The organism is Rhodococcus qingshengii JCM 15477, from assembly GCF_023221595.1.
GTDB classification, from domain to species: domain Bacteria; phylum Actinomycetota; class Actinomycetes; order Mycobacteriales; family Mycobacteriaceae; genus Rhodococcus_F; species Rhodococcus_F qingshengii.
In genome coordinates, this window is sequence record NZ_CP096563.1 from 2,597,902 (window position 1) to 2,619,886 (window position 21,985).

Here is a 21,985-nt window from a genome sequence, read left to right on the forward strand (position 1 = left end):
GCTGGTCCTGGTTCTCACGAAACAGGTCCGACGGCCGTGCGGGTGCCAGGGCAGGGATCACCCGATCGCCTGCATCAACCGGATTGAAAGTTTGAGGTACACAGCCATGGCTGTCGTAACCATGAAGCAGATGCTCGATAGTGGAACCCACTTCGGACATCAGACTCGTCGCTGGAACCCGAAGATGAAGCGATTCATCTTGACCGACCGCAACGGCATCTACATCATCGACCTCCAGCAGACGCTGACGTACATCGACAAGGCGTACGAGTTCGTCAAGGAGACCGTTGCCCACGGCGGCACAGTTCTCTTCGTCGGTACCAAGAAGCAGGCGCAGGAGTCCATCGCTTCCGAAGCGACTCGCGTCGGAATGCCCTACGTCAACCAGCGTTGGCTCGGCGGCATGCTCACCAACTTCACCACCGTTCACAAGCGTCTGCTTCGCCTCAAGGAGCTCGAGGCAATGGAGCAGACCGGTGGATTCGAAGGTCGCACCAAGAAGGAAATCCTCATGCTCACGCGTGAGATGACCAAGCTGGATCGCACCCTCGGTGGTATCCGCGACATGGCCAAGGTTCCTTCCGCGGTGTGGATCGTCGACACCAACAAGGAGCACCTGGCAGTTGCCGAGGCTCGCAAGCTGAACATCCCGGTCATCGCGATCCTGGACACCAACTGCGACCCCGACCTCGTCGACTACCCGATCCCGGGCAACGACGACGCCATCCGTTCCGCAGCACTGCTGACCAAGGTTGTCGCTTCCGCGGTTGCCGAAGGTGTGCAGGCACGTGCAGGACTGAGCGCCGACAAGGACGCGAAGCCCGAAGCCGGCGCAGGCGAGCCCCTCGCCGAGTGGGAGCAGGAACTGCTCTCGCAGGCAGCTCCGGCCGCAGAGGCTGAGGCAGCTCCGGCTGCAGAGGCTGAGGCAGCCCCCGCCGCAGAGGCACCGGCCACCGAGGCCTGATTCGTTGAAACCGGCCCTGACCAAGAGTTCTTTTGGTCAGGGCCGTTTCACCGTTAGGCCCGAGCACCACCGTCAGGCCGTGCTTCACCGTTAGGCCGTGCTTCACCGTTAGTCCTAGGTCCGAAACAGACACATGAGGAGGCTCGCTAATCATGGCGAACTACACCGCCGCTGACGTCAAGCGGCTCCGTGAGCTCACCGGCTCCGGAATGATGGCATGTAAGAACGCACTCGCAGATGCAGACGGCGATTTCGACAAGGCCGTCGAGCAGCTGCGCATCAAGGGCGCGAAGGATGTCGGAAAGCGCGCAGAGCGCACCACCGCTGAGGGTCTCGTCGTCGCCAAGGACGGCGTCATGATCGAGATCAACTGCGAGACCGACTTCGTGGCCAAGAACGACGAGTTCATCAAGCTGGCCGACGAGATCGTGACCGTCGCTGCTGCTGGTAAGCCTGCTGACCTCGACGCTCTCAAGGCGCTCGAGCTCGACGGCAAGACCATCGACACCGTCATTGCGGAGCAGTCCGCGAAGATCGGTGAGAAGCTCGAACTGAGCCGCGTCGCTTCCTTCGACGGCCCCGTTGCCGTTTACCTGCACAAGCGCAGCTCCGACTTGCCGCCCGCTGTCGGCGTTCTCGTCGAGTACACCGGTGAAGGCGATGCTGCTGCTGAGGCCGCTCGCGGCGCTGCAATGCAGGTCGCAGCACTCAAGGCGAAGTACGTCACGCGTGACGAGGTTCCCGAGGAGATCGTCGCTTCCGAGCGTCACATCGCCGAAGAGACCGCCCGCGCAGAAGGCAAGCCCGAGCAGGCACTGCCGAAGATCATCGAAGGCCGCGTCAACGGTTACTTCAAGGACGTCGTTCTGACCGAGCAGTCTTCGGTCACGGACTCCAAGAAGACCGTCAAGGCGATCCTCGACGATGCAGGCGTGACCATCAAGCGCTTCGTGCGTTTCGAGGTCGGCGCCTCCGCTTAATTCGGAGCCCGCACACATGGACCCCGCCTGAAGAGCATTTGCTCTACCGGCGGGGTCTACGTGTACCTGGGGCCTCCGATGAGGCAGGATGAGAGTGCCTCGGGACGAGTCCCGGGGGCTTTCCTATGCCGCGGTGTCCGATTCGGCGGCAGAAGAAGAATGAAGGACCTACAAGGTCTTGTATCGAACTGAGGAGAACAATGTCCGAACCAGCCAACGAACGTCCAGGATTCAAGCGGGTCCTGCTCAAACTCGGCGGCGAAATGTTCGGAGGCGGCAAAGTCGGTCTCGATCCCGACGTGGTCACCAAGGTGGCTGAGCAGATCGCAGAGGTCGTTCGATCGGGCGTACAGGTTGCAGTGGTCATCGGCGGCGGAAACTTCTTCCGCGGAGCGGAACTGCAGCAGCGTGGCCTCGATCGCGCGCGCTCCGACTACATGGGCATGCTAGGCACCGTCATGAACTGCCTCGCTCTGCAGGATTTCCTGGAGAAGGCGGGCGTCGATTCTCGCGTGCAGACGGCCATCACCATGGGCCAGGTCGCCGAGCCGTACCTCCCCCTTCGCGCACGCAGGCACCTCGAGAAGGGGCGCGTAGTCATCTTCGGTGCCGGGATGGGTATGCCCTACTTCTCGACTGACACCACTGCTGCGCAGCGCGCGCTGGAGATCGGTGCCGAGGTAGTGCTGATGGCCAAGGCTGTCGACGGCGTCTACTCGGCCGACCCGCGTCTCGACCCGGACGCGACGATGTACGAACAGATCACGCACCGTGAGGTCATCGAACGTGAGCTCAAGGTCGCGGACGCGACGGCATTCAGCCTGTGCATGGACAACTCGATGCCGATGATGGTGTTCAACCTCCTCACCGAAGGAAACATCGCTCGCGCGGTGTCCGGTGAGAAGATCGGCACCCTGATCAAGTCGTGAGTGACACCCAAAAAATGATGCAGAACAACATGGAGGAACAGCCGTGATCGATGAAGCGCTCTTCGAGGCAGAAGAGAAGATGGAAAAGGCTGTCACGGTAGCCAAGGACGATCTCGGCTCGGTTCGCACCGGACGCGCGAACCCCGGTATGTTCTCGCGCATCGTGATCGACTACTACGGTTCGATCACGCCGATCACGCAGCTCGCGAGCATCAACGTCCCCGAGGCCCGCATGGTCATCGTCAAGCCGTACGAGGCCTCGCAGCTCAACGCGATCGAGACGGCGATCCGCAACTCGGATCTCGGGGTGAACCCGTCCAACGACGGCAGCATCATCCGCATTTCGGTTCCGCAGCTCACGGAAGAGCGTCGACGTGAACTGGTGAAGCAGGCCAAGTCCAAGGGCGAGGATTCCAAGGTCACGCTGCGCAACATCCGCCGCAAGGCGATGGACGAACTCGGCCGGATCCAGAAGGACGGTGAAGCCGGCGAGGACGAGGTCGGTCGCGCAGAGAAAGAACTCGACAAGACCACGGCGAAGTACGTGCACACGGTCGAGGAACTCGTCAAGCACAAGGAAGCAGAGTTGATGGAGGTATAGCCTCCTCATTTGCAGTGTTTGTCGTCGGGAGTAGATCAGGGAGTTTGGGTGCACGCACAAGAGGGAACCGCCGGTGGTCCCGTCACGGACGGGCCTACGGGCGGCGCTGAGGGCGCGCAACCGCCGAAGTCGAAGGCGGGCAGGAACCTACCTGCCGCCATCGGCGTCGGAGCTGGCCTCGGCGCCTTGGTCATCGGCACTTTGATCTTCCTGCCCCCCGGATGGATCGCCGTCGTTGCGATCGCGATGTTCATCGCGACGTGGGAGGTCACCACGCGGCTTCGTGAAGCCGACATCGAGGTGCCGCGAATTCCGCTTCTCGTCGGCGGGCAAGCCACGATCTGGCTCGGCTGGCCGTGGGGACCGGTCGGGGTGCTCAGCGGATTCACCGCGACCGTCCTGGTATGCATGGTGTGGCGGTTGTTCGACCACGGCCTCAAGGCGACCCCGAAGAACTTCCTGAGAGACACCTCCATCACGGTGTTCGTTCTGGCGTGGATCCCGCTGTTGGCGTCATTCGGTGCGTTGATGGTGCTCGAAGACGACGGCCCCGGTCGCGTCTTCGTCTTGATGATCGGTGTCGTGTGCTCCGACATCGGCGGCTACGCGGCTGGAGTGCTGTTCGGGAAGCACCCGATGGTGCCGGCTGTGAGCCCGAAGAAGTCCTGGGAAGGATTCGTCGGCTCCCTCATTTTCTGCGTCATCGGCAGTCTGCTTTCGGTGACGTTGATCCTCGACGCGAATTCGATGATCGGCGTCCTGCTCGGTGTCGTCCTGGTGGTAGTCGCGACGGTCGGCGACCTGATCGAATCGCAGATCAAGCGTGAACTCGGCATCAAGGACATGGGAACCTTGCTTCCCGGCCACGGCGGAATCATGGACCGCCTGGATTCACTCCTGCCTTCGGCATTTGTCACCTGGCTGATTCTGTACGCACTCGTCTGATTTCTCGTGCGTGATTTCTTCTCCGGCCGATCCAAGCCCATTCCCAGTCCGAACATCTGGCATTGGCCGGACGTCTACGAGGTCGAGAACCGCGCGCAGGACGTCGACGGTTCCCTCTGGGCCGCGATGGGAGCCCAGGTCGACTGGTCTGGACGCGATGTCGTCGATGTCGGCTGTGGGGCAGGGTTCCATCTACCGGAGTTCGCTCGTACCGCGCGTCGTGTTGTCGGAGTGGAGCCGCACGCACCGCTGGTGAAGGCCGCGCGGGAACGAACCTGCGATTCGGCGTCGATCGACGTAGTCCAGGGTTCAGCAGAGTCCACGGGTCTGGTGGATGCTTCAGTCGATCTCGTTCATGCCCGTACGGCGTACTTTTTCGGCAAAGGCTGCGGCCCGGGAATTCGTGAAGCCATGCGGATCCTGAGGCCAGGGGGAGCCCTGCTGATCGTGGATCTCGATGTGAGCGCCGGCCCGTACGGGGAGTGGATGAGGGCGGATCTGCCCAAATACGATCCCGCGGCGGTCGAAGGATTCTTCGAGGCTCAAGGGTTCTCGCTCACGCGTGTCGACGCCCGGTGGGAGTTCGAGAATCGAGACGATATGCGGCGGGTACTCGGAATCGAGTTCACCGAGAAGACTGCCGAGCGTGCGTTCTCGCAAGTGACAGGGCTTGCCTTCTCGGTGCGATACCGGATCCATGTTCGGTCCAAACCACGATCACTCGAACTTGCGTGAAGGCGGGCTCAAAAGACGAACGTCAGGCGCTCCGACTTGAGCGCCTGACGTTTTCTGCACCGATTCAGTAGTAAAAAAATCAGTGATCGGTGGGGATGTGGAACAGGGTGGCGAGCTTGTGAATCTTCTTCGCCTTGGCGAGCTTGGGCAAGTCGCTGCCGTCGCGCACGCGTGAGCCGTCTTCGCCGAGATCGTCGATGACATTCTGAGCCCAGATCGCGTCGGCTACAGAGGGACTCAGTCCTGCGTTGACGGGGGCAGTCTGCGCGGTGGTCATGCAGAGTTTGCCGGCCATGCCGAGTGACAAGGTGATCGCACAGTCTCGGGCGAGCAGATCCAGATCGGGGCCGAGCGTGGGACCGTCGATCGGCGGAGCGATGCGTGCCGCGCGGCTGGCGATGGTGAGCCGCGAACGCGGGTACGACATCGACGTGGGGGAGTCGTCCATCCCAGTGTCGCGCCGGAAGTCGCCGCTGCCGAATGCGAGACGGAAGATGCCGTCAGTGCGTGCGATCTCGGGCGCAGCCTCGAGTCCCACCGCGGATTCGACGAGAGCAAGAATCTTGGTGCCGTCGGGAAGTCGCTCGGCCGTGGCGTCGGCCTGCTGACCGCTTTCGGTCTTTGCGAGCATGACACCCTCGAGTCCGGGGAGGCCCGCGAGTACGGCCAGATCCTCTTCCCAGAACGGTGTCGTGGCGTCGTTGATCCGAACCCAGGCGTGATTGTGTTCGCTCAGGAATGCGGCGACATCGCGGCGGGCAGCTGGTTTGTTGGGTGCGGTGACGGCATCCTCGAGGTCGAGAATGACGGCGTCGGCCGCACTCGCGAGTGCGGCGTCGAAGGTGTCCGGTTTGGACGCGGGGACGAGGAGCCAGGATCTTGCCTGCTGCGGGGCAATTCGCGAGGTCACAGGTCTCTCCATGTGAGTAGTCACATCAGGGCCTTTCCGGTGATTTCCACGACATCAATGATGCCTGCTGGCCCATCGATCGACCCAATTGCGTAACTAGATTTCAGTCACATCTGCCGCTTCGCTGCGCGCCGGATCTGAATGATGCGAACGCCGCCTGCCAACGCCATGATCAATGCGCCCGCGATGGCGGAAAGCAGGATCGTGATTCCGAGCGGAAAGTCGATCTGCCAGGCGAGGATCTTGACGGAGACGCTCTCGAGGTTCTGCAGGATGAACACCAGCAGTAAGATCAACACGATTGCACCTATGACCAGGCCAACCCAGGTCGTGGCGGCTCTGGTTCGGTCGGTGACCGACGTTCCGGTCGGCACCGGTTCAGGCGCCGGTGTCGGTTCCGGATCGTGTTTTTCCACTGCCTTGTTCTCGTCCACCTTCGGAAGTTCCGGATCGGGGCCGAAACCGTCGGCTGGGCCGTACACGGGGGAATTCGACGGATCCTCTGGTGTGGTTGACATGACATGATCATCACTCAACCTGCGCGAAGTTGCACGGGTAATCCGGCCACAATCGGGTGGCAGTGGGGTAGCACCCCAAAACAATGGGACAATGGTGTAACTATGGCTGCCTCTCTTCCCCTCGTTTTCACTGCACCCAAGCGCGGAATGCCTCCACGGCACCTCGCCGATCTCGATTCCGCCGAGCGCAAAGAAGCGGTGAAAGAGCTCGGCCTTCCGGCTTTCCGGGCCGATCAGCTGGCGCGCCAGTACTACGCGCGGCTCGAAGCCGATCCGGAGAAGATGACCGATCTCCCCGCATCGGTGCGCGAGAAGGTGGGGGAGTCGCTGTTCCCGACCTTGTTGACCCCGATCAAGCACCTCGCGTGCGATTCGGGCGACACTCGCAAGACCCTGTGGAAGGCACATGACGGAACGCTGCTCGAAAGCGTCCTGATGCGTTATCCCGATCGGGCGACACTCTGTATCTCGAGTCAGGCGGGCTGCGGAATGGCCTGCCCGTTCTGTGCGACGGGTCAGGGCGGCCTCGACCGCAACCTCTCGACCGCCGAGATCGTCGATCAGGTTCGCGAGGCAGCGGCCGCCATGCGCGACGGCGAAGTCGCCGGCGGCCCCGGACGCCTCTCGAACGTCGTGTTCATGGGTATGGGCGAGCCTTTGGCGAACTACAAGCGTGTGGTGGCAGCGGTACGACGGATCACCTCGCCTGCACCCGACGGCCTCGGCCTGTCTCAGCGGTCCGTCACGGTCTCGACCGTCGGCCTAGCTCCCGCTATCCGCAAGCTCGCTGACGAAGGCCTGAGCGTCACGCTGGCGGTATCGCTGCACACACCGGACGACGAACTGCGCGACACTCTTGTCCCGGTCAACAATCGCTGGTCAGTGTCGGAGGTACTTCAGGCTGCCCGGTACTACGCAGACAAGACCGGTCGCCGTGTGTCCATCGAGTACGCGATGATCAAGAACGTCAACGATCAGCCGTGGCGCGCGGACATGCTGGGCAAGAAGCTGAAGAAAGCACTCGGCGGGTTGGTGCACGTCAACCTGATTCCGCTCAACCCGACTCCGGGCAGCGAGTGGGACGCGAGCCCCAAGGACGTCGAGCGTGAGTTCGTGCGTCGGGTCATCGCCCAGGGCGTCTCGTGCACGGTGCGCGATACGCGCGGTCAGGAAATCGCCGCAGCCTGTGGCCAGCTGGCAGCCGAGAACTGAAACGTTTCAGGCCTGAAACACGTAAAGAGAAGGCCTCCACGAACTTTCGTTCGTGGAGGCCTTCTCTTTGTCAGGTTTCTAGCGCGGGCGGCGACGGATGACGATGTCGCGGACCAGAATGAAGATCATCAATCCGGCGGTGCCGATGAGCCACAGATCCTCGACCTTGCCGTGATGGTTTCCGATCATCATCAGAAGCAGGAATATTGCGAAGAACCATCCGAGGAAACGGAAAAACTTGAGTCCTTCACCACTCCACCCCCATGCGGCAGAGGGAACCTCGGCCTCATCGACGTGCGAGACCACGACGGGGGCGCTGGACTTGACGTCCAACTGGGTATCGGCCACGGTCGATCCTCCTGCTCATTCGGTTGCACTACTGCCCAATATGGTGACATACGACTGCCTGTCGTACGTAGTTGGGCGTCGATAAGGTTGTTCTCAGGTGTTATCAGGAACAATGGGCGAGTGCAGGAAACCACACGTACCCGCGTCCTCCTCCTCGGCAGTACCGGTTCGATCGGTACCCAAGCGCTGGAGGTCATCGCTGCCAACCCCGACCGTTTCGAAGTAGTCGGTCTTGCAGCGGGCGGCAACAACGTCGAGTTGTTGGCCGAACAGATTCGTGCAACCGGCGTCACGGACGTCGCCGTCGCCGATCCTGCAGCGGCATCGGCGCTGGAATCGGTAACCGCCCGTTCGGGACCGAGCGCCGTGACGGAACTGGTTCGGGACAGCGGTGCCGATGTTGTCCTCAATGCGCTCGTCGGTTCTTTGGGACTCGAACCGACACTGGCGGCTTTGAACTCGGGAGCGCGCCTGGCGCTGGCGAACAAGGAATCGCTTGTCGCCGGCGGAGCGCTGGTGACGAAAGCCGCCGCCCCCGGTCAGATCGTGCCGGTCGACTCGGAGCATTCGGCGCTTGCCCAGTGCCTACGTGGTGGAACAGGCGACGAGGTGGCCCGGTTGGTTCTCACCGCTTCGGGTGGGCCGTTCCGTGGCTGGAGCGCCGAGGAGCTCGAAAGTGTGAATCCGGCTCAGGCAAAAGCGCACCCCACCTGGTCGATGGGCCCCATGAACACCCTCAACTCGGCAACTCTGGTCAACAAGGGCCTCGAGTTGATCGAGACGAACCTGCTGTTCGGGATCGACTACGACCGCATCGACGTCACCGTGCATCCGCAATCGATCGTGCACTCCATGGTGACCTTCTTCGACGGATCGACGCTGGCACAGGCGAGTCCACCGGACATGAAGCTCCCGATCGCTCTCGCTCTCGGCTGGCCGGACCGCATCGAAGGTGCGGCGTCGGCATGCGACTTCACCACCGCCTCCACCTGGGAATTCGAGCCGCTCGATTCGTCGGTGTTCCCAGCCGTCGATCTGGCGCGAAGCGCAGGAAAATCCGGAGGTTGCTTCACCGCGATCTACAACGCGGCCAACGAAGTGGCGGCTCAGGCATTCCTCGACGGTGTCATTTCCTTCCCGGCGATCGTCCGCACGGTGGCTGCTGTTCTCGACGATGCAGGTCAATGGTCCGCAGAACCGGTTACCGTGGACGACGTTCTGGCCGCAGACGGCTGGGCACGCACACGAGCGCGTCAGCTCGTGAAGCAGGAGGGCTAGAGCTTTCATGGTTTTTGCACTGGGCGTAGTGCTGTTTGCCCTCGGCATCGGCGTGTCCATCGCCCTGCACGAAGCCGGTCACATGTGGACGGCCAAGGCTTTGGGAATGAAGGTTCGCCGCTACTACATCGGCTTCGGACCGAAAATCTTCTCGTTCCGTCGAGGTGAGACCGAGTACGGCCTCAAGGCGCTGCCGCTGGGCGGATTCTGCGACATCGCGGGCATGACGGCCCTCGACGAGATGACGCCTGAAGAAGAGCCGCACGCGATGTACAAGAAGGCGGCGTGGAAGCGCGTCGTCGTCATGTCCGGCGGTATCGCGATGAACTTCATTCTCGGGTTCCTCCTGATCTACGCATTGCTCCTCGGTTGGGGTCGAACCAGTACGGAGCCGGCACCGCCTGTTGTCAAGGGCGTGACGTGTGTTGCTCCGACGCAGCTCGGACAGGATCAGGGGTGGAAACTCGCGGATTGCACCGGTACCGGCCCGGCGGAGGCAGCCGGAATTGCTGCCGGCGATCGGATCGTCGCGGTGGACGGTCAACCGACGGACACTTTCGCCAAGGTTTCCGCGGCGATCCGCGACAAGTCCGGGACAGTCACGCTCACAGTCGAGCGCGGCGACGAGACTGTTCAAGTTCCGGTCGACGTATCGCCGGTTGAGCGTTACGTAGCCAAAGACGGCAGCACAACGCCGGAACTGGCAAAGGTAGGCGCTGTCGGAATTGAGGGTGTCAGCAATCTGATCGAGTACAACGCGCTCACTGCTGTTCCGGCGGCCTTCGACTTCACCGGCCAGATCATGGTCGACTCGGTAAAGGCGTTGGCTGACATTCCGTCGAAGGTGGGGGCTCTGTGGGAGTCGATCACGGGCGGCGAACGCGCCCAGGACACACCGATCAGCGTGGTTGGTGCCAGCGTGATCGGCGGTGAAGCGGCGGACCGTGCACAGTGGGCGACGTTCGTCGGACTGCTCGCATCGATCAACTTCTTCCTCGGTGTTTTCAACATTCTGCCGCTGTTGCCGCTCGACGGCGGTCACATCGCGGTGGTCTTCTACGAGAAGATCCGTGATTGGTTCCGCGCCCGCCGAGGCTTGATTCCCGGCGGCCCGGTCGACTACACCAGACTCCTTCCGATTACTTACGTATTCATCGTGATCGGTGGCGCGTTCATGTTGCTGACACTCACGGCTGACATCGTCAATCCGATCAAGATCTTCTGACCGTGTGAGAAGGGTGACGGTTGCCGCGCGGTAGTGCGGCGATCGCCCGGCTAAACTTGCAGTGAAGCTATGAAAGAAGGCACAGACGTGACCATCCCTATCGGACTGGGAATGCCCTCGGCACCCGCAGCGATTCTTGCTCCTCGACGCAAGACACGGCAGCTGCAGGTCGGCACGGTAGGTGTGGGCAGCGATTTCCCCATCTCGGTGCAGTCCATGTGCACCACGAAGACGCACGACGTCAATGCAACGCTGCAGCAGATCGCGGAACTGACCGCGTCCGGTTGCGACATCGTTCGTGTCGCCTGCCCGCGTCAGGAAGACGCGGACGCTTTGTCGATCATTGCGAAGAAGAGCCAGATCCCGGTTATCGCCGACATCCACTTCCAGCCGCGCTACATCTTCGCGGCAATCGATGCGGGATGCGCTGCGGTGCGCGTCAATCCGGGCAACATCAAGGAATTCGACGGCCGTGTCAAAGAGGTGGCCAAGGCTGCCGGTGACGCAGGCATTCCGATCCGTATCGGTGTCAACGCGGGATCGCTCGATCCTCGGTTGATGGAGAAGTACGGCAAGGCGACGCCCGAAGCGTTGGTCGAGTCCGCGCTGTGGGAGGCCGGGTTGTTCGAAGAGCACGGCTTCGGTGACATCAAGATCTCCGTCAAGCACAACGATCCGGTGATCATGGTCGAGGCTTACCGCCAACTCGCCGCCAAATGCGATTACCCGTTGCACCTCGGCGTCACGGAGGCAGGGCCGGCGTTTCAGGGCACGATAAAGTCCGCGGTCGCCTTCGGTGCGCTGCTCGCGGAGGGTATCGGCGACACGATCCGGGTTTCGCTCTCGGCCCCGCCGGCCGAGGAAATCAAGGTCGGTAACCAGATTCTGCAGTCTCTGAACCTGCGTCCCCGCAAGCTCGAGATCGTCTCTTGCCCCTCGTGTGGCCGTGCACAGGTCGATGTCTACACCCTTGCCGACGAGGTCTCTGCCGGCCTCGAAGGCATGGAGATCCCGCTGCGCGTGGCAGTCATGGGTTGCGTTGTGAACGGACCGGGCGAAGCGCGTGAGGCCGACCTCGGTGTGGCGTCCGGCAACGGCAAGGGCCAGATCTTCGTCAAGGGCAAGGTCATCAAGACGGTGCCCGAGGCACAGATCGTCGAGACGTTGATCGAAGAGGCGATGAAAATTGCCGAAAGCATGGAGGGTGACGCCTCGGAGGGTGCGCCGGTCGTCACCGTGAGTTGAGTGATTGCCGGATGAATCTTCCCCGTCGGTGTCAGGTTCGTGGCAATCTGAGTGCATCATGATCGGGTAGTGATATTCGTGGACGCGCAGTCGAGTCGAGGGGGTTGACGGATGCTCAAACTCCTCGGAGCCAAGCAGGTCGGAAGTCGAGATCTCGAAGACGTCCGACGGGTACTCGACGCCGATCCGGTGGCGGCCTGCATGATTGCCGCGCGCGTCGAAGAATGCGGCGTCGACCCACGAATGATTCACGGCGAGCTGTGGAGTCGAGGCGGGCCGTTGTCCTCACTGTGCTTTGCCGGGGCGAACCTGGTTCCGCTTCGAGGCGATCCGGATGACATTCGGGCATTCGCCGACCGTGCCTGTCGGATTCCGCGCATGTGCTCGTCGGTGGTCGGCCGCGCCGAATTGGCGTTGCCGCTGTGGGAGATGCTCGAGCTCGACTGGGGAACTGCGCGGGAGGTTCGCCCCGAACAGCCGTTGCTCGCGGTTTCCGAGCCGCTGGCGTGCCCGTCGGATCCACTGGTCCGGCAGGTTCGCTCGGACGAACTCGAGATCTATCTGCCTGCCGCGATCGCGATGTTCATCGAAGAGGTCGGAGTCGACCCGCGTGCCAACGACGGTGGGCGCGGATACCGGCACCGTGTCGCTAGCCTGATCGCCGCTGGTCGAGCGTGGGCGCACATCGAGGACGGCCAGGTCGTTTTCAAGGCGGAGGTCGGTTCGATGTCTGCTCGCTGTGGCCAGATCCAGGGTGTGTGGGTCAACCCGGAATTTCGTGGGCAGGGCTTCGGCGTGACCGGTACAGCGGCTGTAGCGGAGTCGATCATGGCGACCGGTCGCATTGCGAGCCTGTACGTCAACAGCTTCAATACGATTGCGCGGTCGACCTATTCGCGGGTGGGGTTCCGACAGGTCGCGACCTTCTCGACGGTGCTGCTCGACTGACCGTACAAGCTGCGTGCAATGGTCGCGCCTACGCTGGGTGGAGCATTTGTCGCCCTACTATGGGGCTCGATGAACACTCGGCATTTCTCTCGTAGTCGCTCGGCCCAACTGTTGGCCTCCTGCACCGTGATTTTCTTGGCGGTGGGGATCAGTTCGTGTACTCCGAAACCCGCCGGCCCCGAGCCCGTCGCGCAGCAGTTCCTGAGTGCGTTCGGTGACAGGGATATCGACGAGGCAGCAAAACTGACGGACCGGCCTGACTCCGCGGGTCCTGTATTGAGTGACACCTGGGATGCGCTCCAGGCCGAGTCGATGACTGCCGAGACCACGTCGGTGAAGATGAACGGTGACACAGCGACGGTCGGCTACACCTACGAGTGGCACCTTCCGAAAGACCGCGTGTGGACGTACGACGGCGAGCTGCAGATGGGACGCAAGGACGGCGACTGGTCCGTCCGGTGGAGTTCGACGGACGTTCACCCGCGCCTCGGTGACAAGCAGACGATGTCGTTGCGGGCAACCGCGGCGCCGCGAGCGCGGGTCAACGAGCATTCGGGCACGGATGTCCTGGTGCCGGGAATTGTCTACCGAGTGAAGTTCGATCGCTCCAAGAGCAACGACATCATCGGTTCCGCAAACAATCTCGCAAGTGTTCTCGGTCGGTTCGATTCTTCGCTGACGGGTCAATCGATCGCCGAATCCTCGACGGCCGTCAAGGGCGACTATCTGGTGACCCGCCTGCGCAGTGACGACTACGACCAGGTATCGGCGCAACTGGGAGCCATCTCGGGAGTATCTGTCTCGGACGAATCGGATCTCGTCTCGACGGACCCGGAGTTCGCGCCGGACCTTCTCGGGCAGATCAAGAAGACGATCATCGACGAGGTCGACGGCAAAGCCGGCTGGAGTGTCGTCACGGTCAACCAGAACGGCGTCGACACCGATGTGCTGACCGAGACTGCGCCGCAACCTGTTCCGTCGTTCAGTATCAGTTTGGACCGCAACATTCAGATCGCTGCTCAGCGTGCCGTGAACGTGAACAAGGATCAGGCGATGATGGTGGTCATCGAACCGTCGAGTGGGGCGATCCTGGCTGTCGCACAGAACAAGGCAGCAGACCGCGACGGACCGGTCGCGACGATGGGTCAGTACCCGCCCGGTTCGACGTTCAAGATCATCACGGCAGGCGCCGCAATTTCGACCGGTCAGGCGACCCCCGACACGATGGTGCCATGTCCTGGCCGGATCGAGATCGGTGAGCGCAGCGTCCCCAACTACAACGAGTTCTCACTCGGCACGGTGCCGATGGCAACGGCCTTCGCGCGTTCGTGCAACACGTCCTTCGCCAAGCTGGCCAGCGAGATGCAACCAGACACGTTGACCACTGCCGCAGCGCAGTTCGGCATCGGCCAGGACTACAACGTGGTGGGATTGCCGATCGATTCCGGTTCGGTGCCGCCGGCGTCGGACCTGGTGCAGCGGACCGAAGACGGGTTCGGTCAGGGAAAGGTCGTGGTCAGTCCGTTCGGAATGGCGATGGCAGCGGCGACGGTCGCGAACGGTTCGACTCCGGTGCCGCAACTGATTTCAGGGCGCGAAACCACCATCGACGGTGAGCGCCCGGCGATCTCGCCCGCCATGGTCGACGGCCTGCGCGGAATGATGCGACTCGTGGTCACCAGCGGTACTGCAGAACGCGTCGAAGATCAGGGTGAGGTGTACGGCAAGACCGGGGAAGCCGAGGTCGAAGGGGGATCGCACGCGTGGTTCGTCGGCTATCGCGGGAACCTGGCCTTCGCGACTCTGGTTGTGCGGGGCGGAAGTTCGGACAACGCCGTCGCAGTCACCCGCGACATGCTCACCGCCCTGCCTGAAGGCTACTGACCCGTCAGGGGAGCAGTCCCAACCTCCGGGCGGTCACCACGGCTTCGTGGCGTGAGCTCGCGTCCAGCTTTCCCATCGCGCTTCGCAGATAGCTCTTGACTGTTTCAGGGCGAAGGGAAAGCCGTTGGCCGGCTTCGATGTTGGTGCAGCCGAGTGCGACCTGAGAGAGAACATCCACTTCACGCGGTGTGAGCGTGACGTCGGATTCGGCGTCGGCGGTGGGACGCAGCAGGTTGGCCAAACGCTGGGAGAGTCCGCGGAGTTTGGTCTGCAAGTCGGTGTCGGTGACGGTCTGGGCGACACTGCGTAGTTCGGCGTGGACTCCGCGGATCTCTTCCGAAGACATACCGTCGGCGGTAGTCGCGGCGGCGGCCTGCAGTAGTTGCAGGCGACGATCGACTTCGTCGCGGATGGCGAACTCCATCCCGAGACGCCGGGATGCGCCGACCATGACGTCTGCTGTGCGGTCACCCAACGGAGCGGAATCGCGGATCGCGGCGTAGAGCACAGCGCGCGATTTTCCCGAAACCATGACCGGAACGGCGATGATCGAATGCAGGCCCTCGCTGAGAACAGGACGGTCGAAGTGATGAGTGATGGACTGCGAATTGCCGTAATCGTTGACGGTGATCGGTGAACCCTGGGCTACGACGCGTCCGCCCATGCCCGAGCGCGGCGGGATGGCCAAGCCCTTGAGGTTGTTGGTGCGGGTGCCGACGAATTCGCTCAGGTGCAGGGTTCCGTCCTGGACCTCGCCTCCGAACAGCACGGGAACAACGCCCTGAGCTGCGATTGTTCGGAGTTCACCTCGCATTGCGTCCCCGTCGCGGGGGCGCAGAAGTGACGAAGCATGTCGGTTCACGCAGGTACCCCTTTCTGGGGGTAGTGAAGTTCTCTTGTGAGCTAGATCATAGGGGGTGAACAGTACGTATGACGAGCCGCCAACGTAACCGGTCGGGCCAACCATACGACGATCGATAAGGAGCAAGTTGATGAGCACCGATCCCACCGCACGGGTGCGCGAGCTGCTGGACCAGTACGACACCCCGCATGCCAGCGCCGCAGAATTGCTCTGCGATCGGCATCCCGCGGATGGCGTTGCATTCACCGTCGTCGAGGCAGACCTTAGCTCGGTGGACCTCACTTACGGTCATCTACGTGAGCAGTCGGCGCGTTTCGCGGCAGCTCTGGCCGACCTCGGAGTCGAGCCGGGTGACAACGTCGCGACCTTGATGGGTAAGTCTGCGGACCTGGTGGTCGCGCTCCTCGGTATCTGGCGCCGCGGAGCGGTCCACGTGCCCTTGTTCACGGCGTTCGCTTCGCCGGCCATCGCTTTCCGCTTGACGGCCAGCGGCGCGAAGGTGGTCATTTCCGACGCCAATCAGCTCGAGAAGCTCGCGCCGGGAGAGGACATCCCCGCCGACGCAGCGTGGCAGGTCATCGTCGCGGGCGGCGCGGCCGGTGACGAGTTGGACTTCGACGCACTTGTCGCAGCTCAGGATGCCGAAGACCCGAAGGGCGCTGCTCAGGCAGTCGGCGGCAACGCACCGATGGTGCAGTTGTTCACCAGTGGCACCACGGGAACACCCAAGGGCGTGCCGGTTCCGGTGCGCGCGCTCGCCTCGTTCCACGCATACCAGGAGTTCGGCCTCGACGTCCGAGAGGACGACGTGTTCTGGAACGCCGCAGACCCGGGCTGGGCGTACGGGCTGTACTACGCGTTGCTCGGCCCGCTTGCCGCCGGCACGCGAAGCTTGCTGCTGCACGCCGGATTCTCCGCGCCGCTGACGTGGCAGATCATCGAGAAGTTCGGTGTCACCAATTTTGCCGCCGCTCCGACTGTCTACCGCAGTCTGCGTGCCGACAAGGCTCCCGTTCCGGAAGGCATCTCGCTGCGCCGCGCTTCCTCGGCCGGTGAGCCCTTGACTCCGGATGTTGTTGCGTGGTCGAAGAACTCGTTGGGCGTCGAGGTCCGTGATCACTACGGCCAGACCGAGCACGGCATGTTCATCGTCAACGCCTGGGCCGACGGACTTCGCGACGATGTCCGTCCCGGATCCATGGGCCGTGCGTTGCCGGGTTGGTCTGCCGCTGTGCTGGAAGACAATTCGGATGACATCGCACCGGCCCGCACTCAGGGCCGCGTGGCGATCGATACTCACAACAGCCCGTTGATGTGGTTCACCGGGTACGTCGATGCGCCGGAGAAGACGAAGCAGCGATTCAGCGAAGACGGCCGCTGGTACATCACCGGTGATGCGGGAATGACGGACGAGGACGGATTCTTCTTCTTCTCCTCGCGCGACGACGACGTCATCATCATGGCGGGCTACCGCATCGGTCCCTTCGACGTCGAGAGCGTGCTGGTCATGCACGAGCACGTCATCGAGGCCGCCGTGGTGGGCATGCCCGACGAGTTGCGTGGTGAGGTTCTCGAGGCGTTCGTCGTTCTTCGCGAAGGTGTCGACGGTGACGACGAACTCGAGAAGGAACTGCAAACCCTGGTGAAGAAGAAGTTTGCAGCGCACGCATACCCACGCACGGTGCACTTTGTTCCGAACCTGCCCAAGACCCCGAGTGGCAAGGTTCAGCGGTACATCTTGAGGAAGGGATAAACCCTGCTGTGCGCCTTTATTAACCCCCGGCGGTTAATAAAGGCGCACAGCAAGGTCAGCGCCGACGAATTCTGCCGACCACCATGAGGGCGACCAGGGTGACTGCGAGCAGCAGTGTCGTATTTGCTGCGGCAAGAAATACCTGGCCACGGTCGGTGAGTCCGAAGATGCTGACCGGCAAGGTCTTCCATGTCGCCGGGTAGACCATGACCGTTGCGCCCAGCTCACCCATCGACAGTGCGATGGAAAGCCCGGCGGCCGCACCCAACGCTGGGAGCAGCAGCGGTAGCGTTACCCGTGTCAGCACCCGCACCGGGCCGGCGCCGAGTGATTCGGCAGCTTGACGGTAGGCGGGATCGAGCCGTTCGAGCGCGGCCGATACGGAACTGAAGGCAAAGGCAAGCACCAAAACCGTGTGAGCGAGAATCACGATCCACTTGGTGCCGCCGAGCAGTAGCGGGCGCTCGTTGAAAGTGATGAGCAGACCCAAGCCGATCGAGACCGACGGAACCGCAATCGGTAAATGGAATACGGCATCGGTGATGCGCCGCAGCCACATCGGTGCCTCACGCGAGGCCAGCGCGGCCCACGTTCCGACGATCAATGCCAATGCCCCCGCGATGAATGCAGTCTGCAAACTGACGATCAGGCTGGCGAAGTGCTCATCGGACAGCGCCGTGGAGAAGTTCTTGCCGCCGAGATTCGACGGGAGTGGACCGGTCCACGATCCGGCCAAGGCAGCCGCGACGACGGTGGCGATGGGCGCGACGAAAACCACCGCGACGACCAGGGTGAAGAATCCGAGTACGAGGGCCCTAGAGCTTCGTGTCCACAGCAGCACGGCTGCCTCCCATCAATCTGTTGAAGGTGAATCGGTAGAGGCAGTACAGGCCGAGTGAGAGTGCGACCTGGACCGTCGCGATCACTGCCGCGCCGGGCAAGTCGAAGGTGACAATGCCGCGGGTGTAGATGAGGACCGGCAGAGTTACGACGTCTTTAGCCCCGGTGAAGAGCACGATGCCGAATTCATTCAGCGTCATCAGAAGCACGAGCGATCCACCGGCCAGGAGGGCCGGCCACGCTTCCGGCATCACCACCTGCCGCAGAACTCGGACGGGTGACGCGCCGAGACTGGCTGCCACGTCGAGTTGTTCACGCGGAATCTGGGTGAACGCTGCCAATAGCGGACGCACGACAAAGGGTGTGAAGAAAGTGATTTCGGCCGCGATCACACCGAACGGAGTGTTGAGGAAATTCAGTGGGCCGCTCGCATCGCCGGTGATGCGGACGATCAAGGCGTTGACGGCGCCGGCTGTCCCGTACAGGAACGTGAACGCCAGCGTGATCAGGAAAGACGGCAGGGCGAGCACCGTGTCGATCAATCGCCCCACCACCTTGGATCCGGCGAACGGAACGAAGGCAAGCACCAAGGCGAGGAAGGTTCCCAGGATCAGGCAACCCAGGGTCGACGCCACGGCGATTTGGATGGTCCGCCAGAGCGCGGTTCTGAACAGTTCCGAACCGAGCACCGAAGACCACGTGGACAACCCGGTGCCATCTGCGGTGCTCAGAGATTCCGTGAGGACACGTGCGGTGGGATAGACAGCAAACACGAGGACAAGAAGCAGTGGTGGCAGCGTCCAGCCGATCCGGCGCCACGCGATCGGGTCTTTGTGCTGGGGCGCAGCGGTTTCGGGGCGTTCCAGGGTTGTCGTCATGGGTGGCGATCCGCCGGAACCAGGACACTGCCGTCCGTGGGCAGGACGACGCCCACTTCGGTGTCGACCGGTCGTTCGTCGTGCCCTGGAACATCCGCGTCGACGCGGACATCGTCGAGGCCACGTACAGCCAGCGTCAGACGCGTCGTGGAACCGCGCCAGACGCTCGAGACGATGCGCGCCGGGAATGATCCTCGTGCGCCGAGGCCGGTTACGGCTACCGCGTGTGGACGAACACACAGGTAGGCGTCCATGTCGGACTCCCATTCGATGTGCCCGATCTCGGGCTGCGGGGCGTGAGCAGTGAACGGCGTGCCACCGATCGAGACCAGCGCGGAGGTGCCGATGACGCGTGTGACGGTGCAGGGCAGCAGGTTGGCACCCCCGAGGAACGCCGCGGTGAAGCTGGACGGCGGACGTTTCCACAAGGCCTCAGCGGTGTCGATGTCCGCGAGTCTGGCGTTGCGCATCACTGCGATTCGGTCTGCGAGCGCCAGGGCTTCACTCTGATCGTGCGTCACATAGAGCATGGCTGTGTCAGGTAGTGCTGCGCGCAGTCTCGCCAGTTCGCCGAGCATGCTCTCGCGAAGTTGAGCATCCAGGGCGGCCAACGGTTCGTCGAGGAGGAGTACTCCAGGGCGAATTGCCAACGCTCGGGCAATGGCGATTCGCTGCTGTTGACCGCCGGAAAGTTCACGGGGAAGCCGCTTTCCGTACGCCGACATCCCGACCATGTCGAGGGCTTCGGCCACGCGAGGGCCGATCTCCGACCGCGGCACGCGATGGGCTCGGAGTCCGAAGGCTACGTTTTCGGATACTCGCATGTGCGGGAAGAGAGCGTACGACTGAACGACGACGCCGATACCGCGTTGTGCGGGAGGCAGATTGGTGATGTCTCGGGTGCCGAGCTTGACGGAACCGGACGTGGGGCGGACAAATCCCGCGAGGGCCTTCAGAGCGGTCGACTTGCCGGATCCACTGGGCCCCAGCAGTGCCACAGTTTCACCCGGCGCCACTCGTAGATTGAAATCGACGAGTGCATGGGTTGCGGTCTTCCCGCGGCCGTAGGCGACGTTGACGCGATCGAACGTGATGGCCGGAGCAGAATGTTCGATCGCTCCGTGAACACCGACGGTCTCGGGGAGCGTCCGCCCCAGTCTGGTTCTTGCCATGATCAGCTCCCGGTGGCTTTCTGGTAAGCGGCGATGTCGGCGTCGAGCGAGCTGAGGACGTCGTTCCAGTTCGGGGTCCACACGTTGACGCCCTGCAGAACTCCGGAAGGCGTGTTCTTGTCGGTGGATTCACCGGCAGCGCTTCGGACGTCCTCGCGGACCGATACGCCGAGTGCATCGGTGGCGACGGTCTTCTGGGATTCTTCGGAGAGCAGGAACTCCATCAACTTCTTGGCTTGTTCGCTGCTCGGTGCGCTCTTGGCGAGGCCCATCACGTAGGGCAGTGCAATGGTGGTGCGAGTGCCGTCGGCTCCAGCGGGGAAGAAGATGTCGAACTTCGATCCGTCGTCGGTGATGGAGGCGAGGTTCATCTGGACGTCACCGTTGGCGACCAGCAGCTCTCCGTTACTGACCTTGGGCTGGAGCTTTCCGGTGGAAGACGAGGGTCCGACGTTGTTGGCCTGGAGCTTTCCGAGGTAGTCGAGTGCTCCTTCCTTACCCATCAGGTGCTGGAGCAGCAAGAGCACCGCGGTACCGTCGCCGGCCTGGCCGGGCGTGGAGTACTGCAACTTGCCCTTGAACTGGTCAGTGAGCAGATCGTCCCAAGATTGTGGGGCGGGTGATGCAGTCGGATTGGCGATGAACGAGAGGTAATTCTCGACGACGGGTACGTACTTGCCGGCGTCGTCCTTCTCGTCGGTAGGAACGGCGGAGGTGTCGATTCCGCTGGGCTCGAGCAGACCTTGGGCGTCGGCCTTCTGGATGAACGGGGGCAGCGTGATGATCACGTCTGCCTGTGGGTTGGACTGCTCCTTTTCGACGCGGGAGACGACCTCGCCGGATCCGGCTTCCACGAGGTTGACGGCGATACCGGTCTGCGCGGTGAAGGCGTCGAATCTTCCCTTGTACCAACCGGACAGGCCGTCGGCGCTGTATACGGTGACGGTCTCGGTGTCTGATCCGGCAGCAGTGCCGGTGCCACCGCAGGCAGTGGTGAACGAAAGAACGGACACGGCGAGAGCGGCCGCAGCGATGCTCGGGCGTAGACGCATGACGATTCCTTTTTCGGAGGTGAGATCAGGAGTGGGTGAGGAGTTCGGCGAACTCCGTCACGGACGGGACGATGTGGGTGGCTCCGGCGTCGCGAAGCTGTTGCTCGTCGTGTGCGCCGGTCAGAGTTCCGGCGACGATGGATGCGCCGGAACGAATGCCGCTGAGCACGTCGTTGGACGTGTCGCCGAGTACGGCGATCTGGTGGACGTCGTCGATCGAAAGTTTGAGCAGGGCAGCCAGAATCAGGTCCGGGTGCGGTCGACCGCGACCGGCCTCGGCGGGGGAGAGGGTGAGATCGGCGAGGGTTTCCCAGCCGAGCGCGACGAGGAGTTTGTCCTGCGTCGATCGGCTGAACCCGGTGGTCAAGGCAACTTTGATGCCGGCCTCGCGCAAAGTGGTGATGGCTTTCTCGGCGCCGGGGATCGGCTCGGCCAGGCCCTGGTCGATGAGGGAGTCGTACGTGGTTTCGAAGGCGGCGTTCGCGGCCTGGGCGCGGTCTTCGTCACCGAAGATCGCCCGGAACACGACGATCTTCGACTGGCCCATCGTGTCGAGGACGTACTGGCGAGCGGCGTCGGCTTCCGGGCCTTCGGCGGGCAGTCCGCCGGCTTCAGCGGCGGCAGCGAAGGCGCGAAGAACCAGTCCGTCGTCGGCGACGGTGGTGCCGGCCATGTCGAGAACGGCAAGGGTGATCGGAGACATGAG

Annotated in this window: 22 protein-coding genes; 13 read left to right on the top strand and 9 right to left on the bottom strand. The window is 62.7% G+C overall.

Annotated elements, in window-relative coordinates; translation table 11 throughout:
* The first annotated feature begins 106 nt into the window (after positions 1–106).
* From rpsB to M0639_RS11980, 6 genes are all read left to right on the top strand, one after another.
* The gene (gene rpsB, locus M0639_RS11955) at positions 107–964 is read left to right on the top strand and encodes a 30S ribosomal protein S2 (protein ID WP_003942709.1); all 858 of its coding nucleotides are present in this window, start codon (positions 107–109) and stop codon (positions 962–964) included.
* 152 nt (positions 965–1,116) lie between these two features.
* Positions 1,117–1,944: a translation elongation factor Ts gene (tsf, locus tag M0639_RS11960; RefSeq protein ID WP_054781688.1), complete on the top strand. Its 828-nt coding sequence runs from the start codon at positions 1,117–1,119 to the stop codon at positions 1,942–1,944.
* A gap of 200 nt (positions 1,945–2,144) precedes the next feature.
* Positions 2,145–2,873: a UMP kinase gene (gene pyrH / locus M0639_RS11965; RefSeq protein ID WP_003942722.1), complete on the top strand. Its 729-nt coding sequence runs from the start codon at positions 2,145–2,147 to the stop codon at positions 2,871–2,873.
* A gap of 43 nt (positions 2,874–2,916) precedes the next feature.
* The gene (gene frr, locus M0639_RS11970) at positions 2,917–3,474 is read left to right on the top strand and encodes a ribosome recycling factor (protein WP_003942777.1); all 558 of its coding nucleotides are present in this window, start codon (positions 2,917–2,919) and stop codon (positions 3,472–3,474) included.
* A 48-nt stretch (positions 3,475–3,522) separates the two neighbouring features.
* On the top strand, positions 3,523–4,419 hold the full coding sequence (locus M0639_RS11975; protein WP_003942673.1) for a phosphatidate cytidylyltransferase: 897 nt from the start codon (positions 3,523–3,525) through the stop codon (positions 4,417–4,419).
* Positions 4,420–4,425: 6 nt separating this feature from the next.
* Positions 4,426–5,154, top strand: a complete 729-nt coding sequence (locus M0639_RS11980; RefSeq protein ID WP_064073703.1) for a class I SAM-dependent methyltransferase — start codon at positions 4,426–4,428, stop codon at positions 5,152–5,154.
* A gap of 79 nt (positions 5,155–5,233) precedes the next feature.
* Here M0639_RS11980 and M0639_RS11985 read toward each other — a convergent pair whose 3' ends face one another.
* Together M0639_RS11985 and M0639_RS11990 are read right to left on the bottom strand one after the other, a co-directional pair.
* Positions 5,234–6,076, bottom strand: coding sequence for an HpcH/HpaI aldolase/citrate lyase family protein (locus tag M0639_RS11985; protein ID WP_030535660.1), 843 nt, complete (start codon positions 6,074–6,076; stop codon positions 5,234–5,236).
* A 95-nt stretch (positions 6,077–6,171) separates the two neighbouring features.
* On the bottom strand, positions 6,172–6,582 hold the full coding sequence (locus tag M0639_RS11990; protein WP_197486140.1) for a LapA family protein: 411 nt from the start codon (positions 6,580–6,582) through the stop codon (positions 6,172–6,174).
* 102 nt (positions 6,583–6,684) lie between these two features.
* Here M0639_RS11990 and rlmN point away from each other — a divergent pair, with 102 nt between their 5' ends.
* Positions 6,685–7,794 (top strand): dual-specificity RNA methyltransferase RlmN, encoded by a 1,110-nt coding sequence (gene rlmN, locus M0639_RS11995; RefSeq protein ID WP_003942816.1) that lies wholly within the window; start codon positions 6,685–6,687, stop codon positions 7,792–7,794.
* Positions 7,795–7,872: 78 nt separating this feature from the next.
* Here rlmN and M0639_RS12000 read toward each other — a convergent pair whose 3' ends face one another.
* Positions 7,873–8,142, bottom strand: coding sequence for a DUF2631 domain-containing protein (locus M0639_RS12000; RefSeq protein ID WP_003942762.1), 270 nt, complete (start codon positions 8,140–8,142; stop codon positions 7,873–7,875).
* A 120-nt stretch (positions 8,143–8,262) separates the two neighbouring features.
* Here M0639_RS12000 and dxr point away from each other — a divergent pair, with 120 nt between their 5' ends.
* The 5 genes from dxr (at position 8,263) to M0639_RS12025 (ending at position 14,722) form a co-directional block, all read left to right on the top strand.
* A complete protein-coding gene (dxr, locus tag M0639_RS12005) occupies positions 8,263–9,420 on the top strand; it encodes a 1-deoxy-D-xylulose-5-phosphate reductoisomerase (protein ID WP_064073702.1) in 1,158 nt (385 codons plus the stop codon).
* 7 nt (positions 9,421–9,427) lie between these two features.
* Positions 9,428–10,645, top strand: coding sequence for a M50 family metallopeptidase (locus tag M0639_RS12010; RefSeq protein WP_007734886.1), 1,218 nt, complete (start codon positions 9,428–9,430; stop codon positions 10,643–10,645).
* Positions 10,646–10,732: 87 nt separating this feature from the next.
* Positions 10,733–11,890 (top strand): flavodoxin-dependent (E)-4-hydroxy-3-methylbut-2-enyl-diphosphate synthase, encoded by a 1,158-nt coding sequence (ispG, locus tag M0639_RS12015; protein ID WP_007734888.1) that lies wholly within the window; start codon positions 10,733–10,735, stop codon positions 11,888–11,890.
* A gap of 111 nt (positions 11,891–12,001) precedes the next feature.
* Positions 12,002–12,838 carry a GNAT family N-acetyltransferase gene (locus tag M0639_RS12020; protein WP_003942692.1) on the top strand — a complete coding sequence of 279 codons (837 nt, stop codon included), beginning with the start codon at positions 12,002–12,004 and terminating at the stop codon, positions 12,836–12,838.
* A 69-nt stretch (positions 12,839–12,907) separates the two neighbouring features.
* Positions 12,908–14,722, top strand: coding sequence for a penicillin-binding transpeptidase domain-containing protein (locus tag M0639_RS12025; RefSeq protein WP_042450801.1), 1,815 nt, complete (start codon positions 12,908–12,910; stop codon positions 14,720–14,722).
* 4 nt (positions 14,723–14,726) lie between these two features.
* Here the strand turns inward: M0639_RS12025 and M0639_RS12030 are convergent, their stop codons facing one another.
* Positions 14,727–15,536, bottom strand: a complete 810-nt coding sequence (locus tag M0639_RS12030) for a LuxR C-terminal-related transcriptional regulator (RefSeq protein WP_042450799.1) — start codon at positions 15,534–15,536, stop codon at positions 14,727–14,729.
* Positions 15,537–15,714: 178 nt separating this feature from the next.
* Between M0639_RS12030 and M0639_RS12035 the strand changes: the two genes are divergently transcribed.
* Complete coding sequence (locus M0639_RS12035; RefSeq protein ID WP_064073701.1) at positions 15,715–17,337, top strand: AMP-binding protein; 1,623 nt, start codon at positions 15,715–15,717, stop codon at positions 17,335–17,337.
* A gap of 55 nt (positions 17,338–17,392) precedes the next feature.
* Here the strand turns inward: M0639_RS12035 and M0639_RS12040 are convergent, their stop codons facing one another.
* From M0639_RS12040 to M0639_RS12060, 5 genes are read right to left on the bottom strand one after another with little or no spacing between them, the layout of a single operon-like run.
* On the bottom strand, positions 17,393–18,178 hold the full coding sequence (locus M0639_RS12040) for an ABC transporter permease (protein ID WP_058038633.1): 786 nt from the start codon (positions 18,176–18,178) through the stop codon (positions 17,393–17,395).
* Entirely contained in the window at positions 18,153–19,055 is a 903-nt protein-coding gene (locus M0639_RS12045) for a 2-aminoethylphosphonate ABC transporter permease subunit (protein WP_042450795.1), read from the bottom strand. The genes M0639_RS12040 and M0639_RS12045 overlap by 26 nt, the downstream gene beginning before the upstream one ends.
* Entirely contained in the window at positions 19,052–20,227 is a 1,176-nt protein-coding gene (locus tag M0639_RS12050) for an ABC transporter ATP-binding protein (protein ID WP_063316573.1), read from the bottom strand. Before M0639_RS12050 ends, M0639_RS12045 begins: the two co-directional genes overlap by 4 nt.
* A 2-nt stretch (positions 20,228–20,229) precedes the next feature.
* Positions 20,230–21,279, bottom strand: coding sequence for a 2-aminoethylphosphonate ABC transporter substrate-binding protein (locus M0639_RS12055; RefSeq protein ID WP_064073700.1), 1,050 nt, complete (start codon positions 21,277–21,279; stop codon positions 20,230–20,232).
* Positions 21,280–21,304: 25 nt separating this feature from the next.
* Positions 21,305–21,982, bottom strand: a complete 678-nt coding sequence (locus tag M0639_RS12060) for a phosphonatase-like hydrolase (RefSeq protein ID WP_064073699.1) — start codon at positions 21,980–21,982, stop codon at positions 21,305–21,307.
* Positions 21,983–21,985 lie beyond the last annotated feature (3 nt).

Excerpts from the sequence above, each read along its gene's own strand:
- M0639_RS12025 (WP_042450801.1), top strand. The coding sequence starts at position 12,908 with ATGAACACTCGGCATTTCTCTCGTAGTCGCTCGGCCCAACTGTTGGCC.
- M0639_RS12060 (WP_064073699.1), bottom strand. The coding sequence starts at position 21,982 with ATGTCTCCGATCACCCTTGCCGTTCTCGACATGGCCGGCACCACCGTC.
- M0639_RS12050 (WP_063316573.1), bottom strand. The coding sequence starts at position 20,227 with ATGGCAAGAACCAGACTGGGGCGGACGCTCCCCGAGACCGTCGGTGTT.
- M0639_RS11990 (WP_197486140.1), bottom strand. The coding sequence starts at position 6,582 with ATGTCAACCACACCAGAGGATCCGTCGAATTCCCCCGTGTACGGCCCA.
- M0639_RS12010 (WP_007734886.1), top strand. The coding sequence starts at position 9,428 with ATGGTTTTTGCACTGGGCGTAGTGCTGTTTGCCCTCGGCATCGGCGTG.
- M0639_RS12045 (WP_042450795.1), bottom strand. The coding sequence starts at position 19,055 with ATGACGACAACCCTGGAACGCCCCGAAACCGCTGCGCCCCAGCACAAA.
- M0639_RS12055 (WP_064073700.1), bottom strand. The coding sequence starts at position 21,279 with ATGCGTCTACGCCCGAGCATCGCTGCGGCCGCTCTCGCCGTGTCCGTT.
- rlmN (WP_003942816.1), top strand. The coding sequence starts at position 6,685 with ATGGCTGCCTCTCTTCCCCTCGTTTTCACTGCACCCAAGCGCGGAATG.
- M0639_RS12020 (WP_003942692.1), top strand. The coding sequence starts at position 12,002 with ATGCTCAAACTCCTCGGAGCCAAGCAGGTCGGAAGTCGAGATCTCGAA.
- M0639_RS12030 (WP_042450799.1), bottom strand. The coding sequence starts at position 15,536 with ATGCGAGGTGAACTCCGAACAATCGCAGCTCAGGGCGTTGTTCCCGTG.
- tsf (WP_054781688.1), top strand. The coding sequence starts at position 1,117 with ATGGCGAACTACACCGCCGCTGACGTCAAGCGGCTCCGTGAGCTCACC.
- rpsB (WP_003942709.1), top strand. The coding sequence starts at position 107 with ATGGCTGTCGTAACCATGAAGCAGATGCTCGATAGTGGAACCCACTTC.
- pyrH (WP_003942722.1), top strand. The coding sequence starts at position 2,145 with ATGTCCGAACCAGCCAACGAACGTCCAGGATTCAAGCGGGTCCTGCTC.
- M0639_RS12035 (WP_064073701.1), top strand. The coding sequence starts at position 15,715 with ATGAGCACCGATCCCACCGCACGGGTGCGCGAGCTGCTGGACCAGTAC.
- M0639_RS11985 (WP_030535660.1), bottom strand. The coding sequence starts at position 6,076 with ATGGAGAGACCTGTGACCTCGCGAATTGCCCCGCAGCAGGCAAGATCC.